The following is a 13093-nucleotide window of genomic DNA, read 5'->3' on the forward strand; positions in this document are numbered from 1 at the left end:
GGCGACATGGATTTTGGTTTTACCACTGCCGCCTATGTGGTTGCGGCTGTTCTTTTCATTCTTAGCCTTGGCGGTCTGTCCGGTCAGGAAAGCGCCAAGCGCGCTGTCTGGTATGGCATTGCCGGTATGGCTCTGGCGGTTCTCGCCACCCTGATTGGTCCGGGCTCCGGCCTGTGGCTGCTCTCGCTCCTGCTGATTGCCGGTGGCGGTGCCATTGGCTATCAGGTGGCGCAAAAGGTTCAGATGACCGAGATGCCACAGCTTGTGGCTGCGATGCACTCTCTCGTTGGTCTGGCGGCTGTCTTTGTCGGCTTCAATGCCGATATCGAACTGAGCCGTGTTCTGGCCATGGACGAGAGTGCCCGCAAGGGTCTGGAAGGCTTTGCTGCTCTGCTGGCCAAGAAGTCCAGCGCCGAGCTGTCCATCCTCAAGGTTGAAGTCTTCCTTGGCATCTTCATTGGTGCTGTGACCTTCACCGGCTCTGTCATTGCCTTTGGCAAGCTGGCAGGCAAGGTGACTTCCGCTGCAGAAAAACTGCCCGGTGGTCATGCCCTCAATGCCGGTGCAGCCATTGGCTCCCTGATCCTCGGCATCATGTATTTCAATGACGCTGGTATCTGGACCCTTGTGGTCATGACCCTGCTGGCCTTCTTCATTGGCTATCACCTGATCATGGGCATTGGTGGCGCGGATATGCCGGTTGTTGTGTCCATGCTCAACTCCTATTCCGGTTGGGCGGCAGCGGCCATTGGTTTCTCCCTTGGCAATGACCTTCTTATCGTGGTCGGTGCGCTTGTTGGCTCCTCCGGTGCGATCCTGTCCTACATCATGTGCAAGGCCATGAACCGCAACTTTGTCTCTGTGATCCTTGGCGGCTTTGGTGGCACCGGTGGTCCTGCGATGGAAGTGTCTGGTGAGATGATTGCCATCGAGTCTGATGGGGTTGTTGCAGCGTTGGAAGAGGCTGACAGTGTCATCATCATTCCAGGCTATGGCATGGCTGTGGCGCAGGCTCAGCAGTCCGTATCCGAGTTGACCAAGCGTCTGCGTGCCAAGGGCAAGAATGTCCGCTTTGCCATCCATCCGGTGGCTGGCCGTCTTCCCGGTCACATGAATGTTCTGCTGGCTGAAGCCAAGGTTCCTTATGACATCGTTCTGGAAATGGACGAGATCAATGAGGACTTCCCGGAAACCGATGTGGCCATCGTCATTGGCTCCAATGACATCGTCAATCCGGCGGCACAGGATGATCCGAACAGCCCAATCGCTGGCATGCCCGTCCTTGAATGCTGGAAGGCCAAGCAGGTCTTCGTTTCCAAGCGCGGACAAGGCACCGGTTATTCCGGCATCGAAAACCCGCTCTTCTACAAGGAAAATACCCGCATGTTCTACGGAGACGCTAAAGCATCTCTAGATAGCCTATTGGGATCAATTTCATGAGATTTGTCCAGAGGAAGAATTGAGCAAAAAGAGAACCAAATGGTCAAAAAATAAACAAAAGAATTCGGAATTTTTGACATAAATACTCTGTTTTCTACTCTGGACCATTTCTAAAACAAGGTCTAACAGACTGAGAGAAAAGGCTAAAAGTAGGGAAAAGTCGTCAACTTTGCCTTTTGTGGTCGATTTTTTCAACAACAGAACAAAATTAAATTCAAGATTGACTGTCTGATTAAAATATTCTTAAATTTTATCAAATGGTCAAATTTGAGATGGAGATCAAGATGAACGTCGCTACCTCAGCAGTGCCGAATGACCTAAATGCCTTCTGGATGCCATTCACATCCAATCGCCAGTTCAAAAAGTCGCCGCGCATGTTTGTCGCTGCAGACGGCATGTATTATACCACCTCGGACGGCCGTCAGGTTCTGGATGGAACCGCAGGGCTGTGGTGTGTCAATGCTGGCCATAAGCAGCCTAAGATTGTTGAAGCAGTCAAGAACCAGATTGAAGAGCTGGATTATGCGCCCGCATTTCAGATGGGCCATCCAAAGGCATTTGAGCTGGCCAATCGTCTGGCAGATCTTGCTCCGGGTGATCTCAACCATGTTTTCTACACCAATTCCGGGTCTGAATCCGTTGAAACTGCTCTGAAACTGGCCATTGCCTATCATCGTGCCAAAGGGCAGGGGACACGCACTCGCCTGATTGGTCGCGAACGCGGCTATCATGGTGTGAATTTTGGCGGTATCTCTGTTGGTGGTATCGTCAATAATCGCCGCCATTTTGGCAGCCTGTTGACCGGTGTTGATCATCTTCCTCACACGCACCTGCCTGAAAAGAACGCCTTTAGTAAAGGTTTGCCGGAGCATGGTGCGGATTTAGCGGATGATCTGGAGCGTATCGTAGCTCTGCATGGTCCGGAGACCGTTGCCGCTGTCATAGTCGAGCCAATGGCAGGATCCACCGGTGTGTTGTTGCCACCAAAAGGCTATTTGCAGCGTTTGCGCGACATCACCAGGAAGCATGGCATTCTGTTGATCTTTGATGAGGTGATCACTGCATTTGGTCGTCTTGGTGCACCATTTGGTGCCGACTATTTTGGCGTGGTGCCCGACATGATCACCACCGCCAAAGGCCTGACCAACGGTATCATTCCAATGGGTGCGGTGCTGGTGAGTGATGAAATCCATGATGCCTTCATGAATGGCCCGGACTATATGATCGAGCTGTTCCATGGTTATACCTATTCCGGCAATCCGATGGCAGCAGCAGCAGGTCTCGCATCGCTGGATGTCTATAAAGAACAGCAATTATTCGAGCGTGCTGCTGAATTGGCGCCTTATTGGCAGGATGCGTTGTTCAGCTTGAAGGGGCTCCCTCATGTTACAGATATTCGCTGTGCTGGTCTGATCGGTGCAGTCGAGTTGGAGCCTATCGCCAATGAGCCGACTCGCCGTGCCTTCAGCGCTTTCCTGAAAGCCTATGATAAAGGCAGTCTGATCCGAACAACTGGTGACATTATAGCCATGTCTCCTCCTTTGATCATAGAAAAGCACGAGATTGATCAGCTGATCGATACTCTTGGCGATGTCTTGAAGGAGATCGACTAATCATCCAGAGTGGTCGGGTGGAGTGTTCTTCTCTACCCGTAAGCTCTCTCTTCGTTTGACAGGTGCATCCAGTTCATAAGCAATCACCACAGTCGGATGCCCTCTTACCCTTAAAGACCTATTCAAACCCGGTCATGCGTTCGCTGGTCCAGCCGGGCCTTTTGGAGGAATATCATGAGCAAATTGGGCTCAAATCACCGTATTAATCCCGATCGTCTTTGGGACAGCCTGATGGAAATGGCAAAAATCGGCCCTGGCATGCGTGGCGGCAACAATCGTCAAACACTGACTGATGAAGATGCAGAAGGCCGTCGTCTATTTACCAGCTGGTGTGAAGATGCAGGCATGACCATGGGGATTGACACCATGGGCAACATGTTTGCTCGTATGGAAGGCGAAGATAACAGCCTTGATCCGGTCATGATCGGCTCCCATCTCGATACCCAGCCAACAGGTGGCAAGTATGATGGTGTGCTTGGTGTTCTGGCTGGGCTGGAAGTGGTACGTGCCATTCGTGATCAAGGCATCAAAACCCGCCGACCGATTGAAGTAGTGAACTGGACCAACGAAGAAGGCACCCGTTTCGCCCCTGCCATGCTGGCGTCAGGTGTTTTTGCTGGAATGCATACTCAGGATTGGGCTTATGATCGTGAAGATGCGGAAGGTAAGAAGTTTGGTGATGAGCTGAAGCGTGTGGGCTTTGTCGGCGATGAGCCTGTCGGTCAGCGCAAGCTGCATTCCATGTTCGAATTGCATATCGAACAAGGTCCAATTCTGGAAATTGAAGAAAAAGATATTGGCGTTGTCACCCATGGCCAGGGCCTGTGGTGGCTCGAAGTTACCATTACCGGTAAAGACAGCCATACCGGTTCCACGCCAATGCCTATGCGTAAGAATGCCGGTCTTGGCATGGCGCGCATCACCGAGCTGGTGCATCAGATTGCCATGGAAAATCAACCTGAAGCTGTTGGTGCTATCGGCCATTGCGATGTCTATCCAAATTCACGCAACGTAATTCCGGGCAAGGTCGTCTTCACCATCGATTTCCGCTCGCCACATCGCGATGTTCTGGATGGCATGAAAGCCAAACTGGAAGCTGAAGCACCAAAGATTGCAGCAGAACTCGAACTTGGTATTGAGATTGAAGCCGTTGGCCATTTTGATCCTGTGACCTTTGATGAGCGCTGCGTGACATCCGTGCGGGATGCTGCGGAGCGCCTTGGCTATTCCCATCGCAACATCATTTCTGGTGCAGGTCACGATGCCTGCTGGGTCAATCGCGTCGCTCCAACTGCAATGATCATGTGCCCTTGTGTTGATGGCTTGAGCCATAACGAAGATGAGGAAATTTCCAAGGATTGGGCAATGGCCGGGGCCGACGTGTTGTTCCACGCAGTGCTGGAAACGGCTGAAATTGTTGAGTGAAATATACGGGCGCGCCTTTTGAAATGAAGGCAGCGCCCGACCAATATTAAGGGAGGTTCAAATGAGCAAGGTTATCAAAGGTGGCACAATCGTCACGGCAGATTTGACCTATGAAGCCGACATTCTGGTTGAGGGCGATAAAATCGTCGAAATCGGCAAAAATCTGTCCGGTGATGAAGTGCTGGATGCAACGGGGTGTTATGTGATGCCCGGTGGTATCGATCCTCATGTGCATCTGGAAATGCCTTTCATGGGCACACATTCCGCTGATGGCTTTGAAAGTGGCACGCGTGCGGGGCTGGCTGGTGGCACCACCATGGTGGTCGACTTCTGCTTGCCAAATCCAGGACAATCCTTGCTGGAGGCTCTTGCTATCTGGCAGCAGAAATCAGGTCTGGCCTGTTCTGATTATTCCTATCATATGGCCATCACGTCATGGAACGAGCAGGTCTTCAATGAAATGAGCGAAGTGGTGGATCGCGGGATCAACACCTTCAAGCATTTCATGGCTTATAAAGGCGCATTGATGGTCGATGATGACGAGATGTTCGCATCCTTCCAGCGCTGTGCAGCCTTGGGTGCCATGCCATTGGTGCATGCTGAAAATGGCGATGTGGTTGCCACCATGCAGCAAAAACTGCTGGCCGAGGGCAATAATGGTCCTGAAGCTCATGCTTATTCACGTCCGCCGGAAGTGGAAGGGGAAGCGGCCAACCGTGCTGTCATGATTGCTGATATGGCAGGTGTGCCTCTTTACATCGTGCATGCTTCCTGTGAGCAGGCCCATGAAGCCATTCGCCGGGCACGTCAGAAAGGCATGCGTGTCTTTGGTGAGCCATTGATCCAGCACCTGACTCTTGATGACAGCGAATATCGCAATCCTGATTGGGATCATGCAGCGCAGCGGGTGATGTCACCGCCATTTCGAAACAAACAACATCAGGATAGCCTCTGGGCTGGCTTGCAGTCAGGATCGCTTCAGGTGGTTGCGACTGATCATTGTGCCTTCACTATCGAGCAAAAGCGCTTTGGTATTGGTGATTTCACCAAAATTCCAAATGGTACAGGTGGTCTGGAAGATCGCATGCCTATGCTCTGGACCTACGGTGTGCGTACTGGTCGCTTGACCATGAATGAGTTTGTGGCGGTCACCTCTACCAATATTGCCAAGATCCTGAACATGTATCCGCGCAAAGGGGCCATTCTGGAAGGTGCTGATGCCGATCTGGTGGTTTGGGATCCGAACCGCTCCAAGACCATCACGTCCAAGTCTCAGCAATCTGTCATCGAGTATAACGTGTTTGAGGGTAAGGAAGTCGTTGGCTTGCCACGCTTTACTCTGACCCGTGGCCGTGTCGCGATTGAAGAAAGCACCATTAAGACGGAGCCGGGTGTTGGCGAATTCATTGGTCGCGATGCCTACCCGGCGGTCAACAAAGCCCTTTCTCAATGGAAAGAGATTACTGCCCCGCGCAAGGTCGAGCGCAAGGCAGAAAATATGCCTGCGGGAGTCTGACCCGAGAAATGACCATAATACCAGCGTACCGAATGAATTGGCGCGTTGGAAACTATCCTGTGCCCGGTGAGGAAAATCACAAAACAATCAGAGGGCTTTGCCGGCACAAACCTTTAAATGGGAGCTATTCCAATGTCCGAGACAGTCGCCTCTTCGGGTGAGAATCTCACTACAGATGAATTTGGTATCGTCCATCAGAAAATTGATGGAATTGATGCAGAACTTTATAACGAAGATCAATTGCCGACCTCTACCCAAGCCCGTACCTGGGACTGGGTTTCCATTGCTGCGCTTTGGGTCGGTATGGTTGTTTGTATTCCGACCTATCTACTCGCCTCATATCTGATTGGCGCAGGGATGTCCTGGGATCAGGCTGTAACCACCATCTTGCTCGCCAACGCCATTGTTTTGATTCCAATGGTTCTGGTCGGACATGCTGGAACAAAATACGGCATTCCTTTCCCGGTCTTGTTGCGTTCGTCCTTTGGCCCAACCGGTGCGAAGATCCCGGCTGTCGCCCGTGGTATTGTTGCCTGTGGTTGGTTCGGTATTCAGACATGGGTTGGTGGATCTGCGATCTATGTGATCCTCAACACCTTGATGGATGGAGCTCTGGCTAGTGACGCCTTGCCGGTTCTGGGCATCAATCTGGCAGAATTTGTCTGCTTTGTTGCTTTTTGGGTGTTGCATTTGTGGTTCATCAAAAACGGTACGGAATCTATCCGTTGGCTGGAAACCTATGCCGCACCATTCCTGCTGTTGATGGGCGTTGCTCTTCTTGTCTGGGCTTACTTGAAAGCTGGTGGTTTTGGCGAAATGCTGTCCACTCCAAGCGCATTTGATGCCGGCCAGCCAAAAGAAGGTCAATTCTGGGCAGTCTTCTGGCCAAGCCTCACCGGTATGGTTGGCTTCTGGGCGACTTTGGCACTGAATATTCCGGATTTCACCCGTTATGCGAAGAGCCAGAAGGATCAGTTCCTCGGCCAGCTGGTTGGTCTGCCAATCCCGATGGCAATGTTTGCCTTCATCGCATCTGCCGTGACGTCTTCCACGGTTGTGATTTTCGGTGAGCCCATCTGGGATCCGATCCAACTTGCTGAGCGCATGGGTGGATTTGGCATTATCATCGCCTTGGCTGCACTTGTGGTCGCAACCCTGACCACCAACCTGGCCGCCAACGTCGTAGCACCTGCGCACGGTTTCTCCAACTTGGCACCAAAGCGTATCAATCTGCGTCTGGGTGGTTATATCACTGCAGGTATTGGTCTTGCCATGTTCCCATGGATTCTGGTCAATCACATCATCGGTTGGTTGATTGCATATTCTGCTCTGCTGGGTCCAATCGCAGGGATCATGTTGGCCGACTACTATCTGCTGCGTAAAACAAAGCTAGTTGTGGCAGATCTGTTCCGCGCCAATGGTATTTATTCCGGCTCCAACGGATGGAACTGGGCCGGTATTGGCGCGTTGATTATCGGTATCCTACCAAACTTGCCTGGCTTCCTGGCTGGTGTGGGCCTTAGCTCTGGCGCATCGCCATTTTTTGCGACCATCTATACCTATGCATGGTTCGTCGGTCTGTTTGTAGCAGGTATCGCCTATCTGGTGCTGAGCAAGGTACTGAACAAGTAATTCTGTTCAGAATTAAAAAATGCTGATATAGGGCGGCACATTGTTGTCGCCCTTTTTCGTCAACTCTCAAAAGAAAGTAGAACAATGCCAAAGGCTTACTGGATCGCTCATGTAACTGTCACCAATCCTGACCCCTATGCCCTTTACGCAGCAGGTGCAACCGAGGCCTTCAAGCAGTTCGGTGCCAAGGTCCTTGCCCGTGGCGGACCGGTGGAGCAGCTGGAAGGGGAAGGGCATCCACGCAATGTGGTCATCGAGTTCGAAAGCATGGAACAGGCTTTGGCTTGCTATAACAGTGGGCAATACCAAGCCGCAAAAAAGCATCGAGCTGATGCAGGCATTGCCAACATCATGATTGTGGAAGGCGCCTAAGTTTCTATAGGCAAAGGTCCAGTGTCAGGATTGGCAAGGGAGCCTTGTTTGTTTACCAGGCGGTGGTGAAGATGTCGGGCTTGTCAACTGCTGCCAGAAGAGAATTGCTGTGCTTTTTGTTCGTTAAATACAATCAACAGGAAGAATGCGTTCGATAAAAAGAGCCGGCATACATTCTCAAGACTGATTTGGAGGATGCATGCCGACCCTGTGCCGAGTTCGATACTTGCTTTATCTGGACCAAAGTTTCGAAGCCGGGGAGCTGCTATTCGAGCGTGAAATTATAGAATAAGGGCAATGACCAGCCATATCCATAAGGGTGCTGGTACAATAGCCCAGACAAATAGAGCAGGAAGATACTTGGTTAAGCTCATAACATTGATCCCTTTCAGGAGAAATTGGTTAGACCGGAAATTTCGCTTACTGACATCAAAACGACGACTGAAATTCCGACGACCACGAAGATCCTGACATGTCTCAGGAAGGCACGTTCAAGAGGAGTTTTTTTGGCAATACCATAGGATCTTCCTTCAAGATAACCGCTGGTGATAAGGGTTAGAAATAGAAGAAACCAGATCGCGACCAAGCCTTCTGCGATCAGGACTATTGCGGGTAACATGGGATATCTCCTTTTCCAACTCAGGATGCTTCTCGCGCATAATGAGGGTGATGCTCCTGTGCGTTTATCCAGTTTGGAATGGTATCAAAAGGGGATCCAAACATCGCCATCCATAGGCTTTGAGCGATCCGTTCAGCGGCCTCCACGACGAGTGGTGTGGCTTCAGGTTCGAAGATTTCCTGGGCCGTTGGACGGAAGATGGAAAGCCAGATGCGGAAGTCTTCCGATTGTGCTTCCGACAACTGCATGTGAGCAGGCATAGGCCTGCCTTTGAAGCGTCCAGTGCGAAGTAAGACTGAGGACCAGAAATCTTTCATTTTGGTCAGATGCTCCGGCCAGCGCCCATCAAGGCGACCCGTGAAAACCGGGCCTAATCGTTCGTCATCCTGCACCCGCATATAGAAAAGCTCGACGAGATCCGAGATCTGCTGTTCCGTAATGGAAGGATGGACTGGAATACGGTTCAAGATATAGTCAGATGTGGTCATGTCATCCTCTTAACATCTATTTTGAATATATCTTTATCATGAGTGGATTTAAAAAGAAATATATAATTTATATGTTTTATGAAGAAACCTTATGTTGTCCTGATGCGAAAATTCGATTTATGGGAAATTTTCCTTTTAGATCAATGTCTTGATGATTTTATGAGCTATCAGAATTTTGCCGATGATTTAGGCGAATCTTTATGATATATATTGTATATATCTTTGGAGAAGCTCTATGCGTCTTAATCAGGCAAGCGATTTTGCCCTTCGTCTCGTTATGCAATGCGCCATGCAACCCGATGTGATTCATCGGATTGATCAAGTTGTCCAACAACAGGGATTTTCCAAGGGTCATGTCATGAAACTGGTCAATCAGTTGGCGCGAGCAGGTATTTTTGAAACCGTCAGGGGGCGGGGTGGTGGCTTTCGGTTGGGGCGCTTTGCCAAAGATATCTCCGTCGGAGATGTCGTGCGAGCAGTGGAAGCTGATTTTGCTGTTGTGGAATGTTTGCGGACTGGTTCAGCGGAAACCAAGAATTGCTGCTTTCTTCCTGCTTGCAGGCTGAAGCCATTGATGAACAAAGCCTCCAGTGCATTTCTTTCAGTGTTGGATGGGATGACGATTGAAGCTGCAATTGCTGATTTGCCTGTGCCCGAAGCTCTGACCATGTCTTTTGATTGACAGGATGCAAGCCCTATTCTTCTTCCAGCCGTATCGGACCATTTCTGATGCCAATTTAACAGATTGATGAGTTTGCATCCTAATTTGCTGACAGATCATTAACTAAAAATAAAGCATAATTCTCCAGTCTCGGTATCAAGCTTTTCGTCAAGTGGGCACTGGGTGATGTCAACTAGAAACCGCCAGAATTTGATCAGTTTTACGGTCTTTGCATGTCTGACCGTAAGCATCTTTCTGCTCACCGCTCTACCACAATCAGAAACAGACACTGTTGTCGTTTTTGTCTTCCCTGGTTCGGAGAGCTCTCATGCGGTGGAAGTCATTGCCCGGGCTGGTGGATATTTGATGAATTCCGGGTCCTGGCCATGGATTGCATTGGCCAGTTCATCCGATCCCGATTTTGTGAATGAACTCTATCGGGCTGGTGCCCTGTTTGTTGGCAGCGGGCGTCTCTTTTCAGCCTGTTTTCCCAATCCAATTTCTCCATCCAAACAATCGGTACTAACCATTTCGCCTCTCCGCGACAGGATCAAGGGTTTCAAGAATGCACGACTTACAAACACTTAGACAGCAATTTTCCAAGGTTGTTGTAGGCTTGCTATGGCTGAATACCGCATTTGCAGGGCTTATGGCTTTGACTATGTCGGGTGCTTCTGGATGGGTTGCCGTGGTAATTTCCACACTGGCAGCCGGTGCCACAACCTTCTCGCTTAGTCAATCAGGTTGCAGTGTTCTGACCCGCGATATCAGCGCCATTTCATTGGCCTCGCAGGTGGCTTTGATTGTTTTCATTTTTTCCGGTCATCCTTACCAGATTGATTGGCATATGTATTTCTTTGCCGCCATGGCGGTATTGGCCGGTTGGTGTTGCTGGCGTGCCATTCTGGTGGGAACGGCCGTGGTTGCAGTTCATCATCTGGTATTGAACTTTGTTTACCCAATGGCAGTCTTTCCAGGTGGTGGTGATTTCACACGGGTTGTCATGCACGCTGTCATTCTGGTTCTCCAATCCGGCACATTGATCTGGCTGACTTCGCGTCTGTCCGCTGCCATCGATGCTTCCACCAAAGCTGTGGAAGAAGCCAATACGGCCAAAGCTCAGGCAACAGATCTGTTGGCTGAGCAGAAAATGGTCCAGACTGAAGGTCAGGAAAGGGTCACCAGAGTTGATCAGTTGATCGAAGATTTCCAGCAAACTGTCGAACAGTCTTTGGGCCAAGTTACAACCAACAGTGATGCTATGGAACAGACTGCGCAGTCGCTCAGCTCCATGGCGCAACATACTCTGGAGCAATCCAACGGTATTTCAGCCTCTTCACAAGAAGCCGCCAGTTCTGTTGGTGTGGTGGCAACCGCAGCAGAAGAATTGTCAGCGTCGATTGCAGATATCAATAGTCAGCTGCATCAGACCAAGGCCATTGTTTCGCAAACCACCGTTTCAGCTCAGAACAGCAATGAGAAAGTCTCCAGTCTCGATACTGCTGCTCAACGCATCGGGCAGGTCGTAACCCTCATTCAGGATATTGCCGAGCAAACCAATCTTCTGGCTTTGAACGCTACAATTGAAGCTGCACGTGCTGGCGATATGGGTAAGGGATTTGCCGTTGTGGCGGCGGAAGTGAAGGAATTGGCGAACCAGACCTCCAAGGCTACTGAAGAAATTTCCTCCCAGATTGGCGATATTCAGGTTTCCACCAAGGATGCGGTAAGCGCGATTGAGAAAATTGCGGAAACCATGCAGCAGGTGGATGAATATACCACTTCCATTGCCACAGCAGTGGAACAACAAGGTGGTGCAACGCAGGAAATCAGCCAAAGTGTTCAGCAGGCAGCGAACAGTACGGACATGGTGCATTCCAATATCGCAAATGTAACGACTTCAGTTTCTTCTACGTCTGATTCTGCGTCGCAAGTGATGCTGGCCTCAAAGGAAGTCTCTGACGAAGCCAATCGTCTGAAGGAGCAAGTGATGAAGTTTCTTACGGATGTGAAGGCTGCCTAGAGACTGAGGTAGATCTCGACAATGGCCAAGTGTGCAAAAGCTTTGGCCATTGTCGTATTTGGCAACGGAATATTTAATCAATCAGATTTTCAATATGTTCTGCTACGTGACGAGCGTCAATTTCCGCTTCTCTAACCAACCAATCAAAATGATCGGTTAGCGAGTTTACTCGATCTGCCTCACGAAATGCGAGATAGCATTGTCCCACATATATGACGGCAAGTTTGGGTCCGAAAATGGTGATAGGGGCACTAAAAACTCTACGAGCATTAAACAGGAAGAGCCTCAGACGTGGAAACATGTCTCGGCAAGTCTGTGCGATAAACTGTAACTGCTCCCGTCGAATATCCTCATCCAGATCTGCATAATAGGAAATCCCTCTGGCACAGGCTTCAAGCTCATGTAGTGGGATGGCAATTTCATAGTCCGATTGCCGTGTTTGCAGCCAATTGAGCTGAGGATGAATGGAATCCACCATTTGTGTGCTGTTTTGGTTCTCGAAAGACGGATATTCCCAATTCAACACCCGTTCGGTTTTCAGAATATCGGGTAGTGTTGCTGGAACATGACGTATCTTGTAACCAGTTGCTTCCTGATGCCAGTCGAGCAATTGCGCATCTGCAACAGTGCGTTCTGCCGGACTTAGCGCCATAGCCCCCGCTATAATATCACCAGGGCTTTCCGGGCGATTTGTCAAACCAAGAAGCCAATCAATACTGACGCTCAATGTAGCGGCCAAATCAGCAACCAATTGACCGTTTGGAAGGCGAGGCGATGTTTTGTTGAGGAGTTGTCCGATTGTGGAGCGATCAACATGCGTCAAGCGTGCTAAATGACTGCGTGATAAACCTGATACGTCCATCGCATCCGATAGACGTTTTCTAAAAATATCGGCTCTATCGCGTTTGTCCATTTTTATCACCTATGCAGACTTAAATCTGCAAAGTGGAATTATTGCAGCGCAAATACCAAATGTCCAACATAAATTTTTTTAGGTAACAGTTGGATATATTTTGCAACAGGATGCGGGTGAAAATTTGGATACTTCCTATCGAATATTTATCAAATCAATTACTTGGCAAGTATTGGGGCTTTTTTCCATGACGCTGGTTGGCTATCTGTTCACCGGTTCCCTGACTGCCGGAGGTGGCATTGCACTTGTGAGTTCGGCTATAGGCTTTGGGTTCTATTTCATGCATGAAGTGATTTGGTCCAAGATTAAATGGGGACGTGCGACACGTTCCTTGTAGCAAATCTCAAAGTTCGTTTGGTTCTGACCGACCAATAAGACGAACCTCGGATTT

13 protein-coding genes are annotated in these 13093 nt (G+C 49.9%); 10 read left to right on the forward strand and 3 right to left on the reverse strand.

What is annotated here, in order from left to right; translation table 11 throughout:
• The first annotated feature begins 6 nt into the window (after nucleotides 1-6).
• The 6 genes from CRO57_RS16830 to CRO57_RS16855 all read left to right on the forward strand — a co-directional run bounded on the left by CRO57_RS16830 (nucleotide 7) and on the right by CRO57_RS16855 (nucleotide 7998).
• Entirely contained in the window at nucleotides 7-1440 is a 1434-nt protein-coding gene (locus CRO57_RS16830) for an NAD(P)(+) transhydrogenase (Re/Si-specific) subunit beta (protein ID WP_097154648.1), read from the forward strand.
• 284 nt (nucleotides 1441-1724) lie between these two features.
• Entirely contained in the window at nucleotides 1725-3053 is a 1329-nt protein-coding gene (aptA, locus tag CRO57_RS16835; RefSeq protein WP_097154838.1) for an omega-aminotransferase AptA, read from the forward strand.
• A 174-nt stretch (nucleotides 3054-3227) separates the two neighbouring features.
• Nucleotides 3228-4478: a Zn-dependent hydrolase gene (locus CRO57_RS16840; protein ID WP_097154649.1), complete on the forward strand. Its 1251-nt coding sequence runs from the start codon at nucleotides 3228-3230 to the stop codon at nucleotides 4476-4478.
• 61 nt (nucleotides 4479-4539) lie between these two features.
• On the forward strand, nucleotides 4540-5994 hold the full coding sequence (gene hydA, locus CRO57_RS16845; protein WP_097154650.1) for a dihydropyrimidinase: 1455 nt from the start codon (nucleotides 4540-4542) through the stop codon (nucleotides 5992-5994).
• 132 nt (nucleotides 5995-6126) lie between these two features.
• Complete coding sequence (locus CRO57_RS16850; protein ID WP_097154839.1) at nucleotides 6127-7626, forward strand: NCS1 family nucleobase:cation symporter-1; 1500 nt, start codon at nucleotides 6127-6129, stop codon at nucleotides 7624-7626.
• Between the two features lie 84 nt (nucleotides 7627-7710).
• Nucleotides 7711-7998, forward strand: coding sequence for a DUF1330 domain-containing protein (locus CRO57_RS16855; protein WP_097154651.1), 288 nt, complete (start codon nucleotides 7711-7713; stop codon nucleotides 7996-7998).
• Nucleotides 7999-8386: 388 nt separating this feature from the next.
• Here CRO57_RS16855 and CRO57_RS16860 read toward each other — a convergent pair whose 3' ends face one another.
• Both CRO57_RS16860 and CRO57_RS16865 read right to left on the reverse strand, forming a co-directional pair.
• Complete coding sequence (locus CRO57_RS16860; protein ID WP_097154652.1) at nucleotides 8387-8617, reverse strand: hypothetical protein; 231 nt, start codon at nucleotides 8615-8617, stop codon at nucleotides 8387-8389.
• A gap of 20 nt (nucleotides 8618-8637) precedes the next feature.
• The gene (locus tag CRO57_RS16865; RefSeq protein ID WP_097154653.1) at nucleotides 8638-9105 is read right to left on the reverse strand and encodes a group III truncated hemoglobin; all 468 of its coding nucleotides are present in this window, start codon (nucleotides 9103-9105) and stop codon (nucleotides 8638-8640) included.
• A 235-nt stretch (nucleotides 9106-9340) separates the two neighbouring features.
• Between CRO57_RS16865 and CRO57_RS16870 the strand changes: the two genes are divergently transcribed.
• The 3 genes from CRO57_RS16870 to CRO57_RS16880 all read left to right on the forward strand — a co-directional run bounded on the left by CRO57_RS16870 (nucleotide 9341) and on the right by CRO57_RS16880 (nucleotide 11789).
• Complete coding sequence (locus tag CRO57_RS16870; RefSeq protein ID WP_097154654.1) at nucleotides 9341-9787, forward strand: RrF2 family transcriptional regulator; 447 nt, start codon at nucleotides 9341-9343, stop codon at nucleotides 9785-9787.
• A 165-nt stretch (nucleotides 9788-9952) separates the two neighbouring features.
• Entirely contained in the window at nucleotides 9953-10354 is a 402-nt protein-coding gene (locus CRO57_RS16875; protein ID WP_097154655.1) for a hypothetical protein, read from the forward strand.
• Nucleotides 10332-11789 (forward strand): methyl-accepting chemotaxis protein, encoded by a 1458-nt coding sequence (locus CRO57_RS16880; RefSeq protein WP_097154656.1) that lies wholly within the window; start codon nucleotides 10332-10334, stop codon nucleotides 11787-11789. Before CRO57_RS16875 ends, CRO57_RS16880 begins: the two co-directional genes overlap by 23 nt.
• Before the next feature lie 73 nt (nucleotides 11790-11862).
• Here CRO57_RS16880 and CRO57_RS16885 read toward each other — a convergent pair whose 3' ends face one another.
• Entirely contained in the window at nucleotides 11863-12702 is an 840-nt protein-coding gene (locus CRO57_RS16885) for a helix-turn-helix domain-containing protein (RefSeq protein WP_097154657.1), read from the reverse strand.
• 124 nt (nucleotides 12703-12826) lie between these two features.
• Here CRO57_RS16885 and CRO57_RS16890 point away from each other — a divergent pair, with 124 nt between their 5' ends.
• Complete coding sequence (locus CRO57_RS16890) at nucleotides 12827-13039, forward strand: DUF2061 domain-containing protein (protein ID WP_097154840.1); 213 nt, start codon at nucleotides 12827-12829, stop codon at nucleotides 13037-13039.
• Nucleotides 13040-13093 lie beyond the last annotated feature (54 nt).

The sequence above is a fragment of the Cohaesibacter gelatinilyticus genome (genome assembly GCF_900215605.1).
Taxonomy (GTDB): Bacteria; Pseudomonadota; Alphaproteobacteria; order Rhizobiales; family Cohaesibacteraceae; genus Cohaesibacter; species Cohaesibacter gelatinilyticus.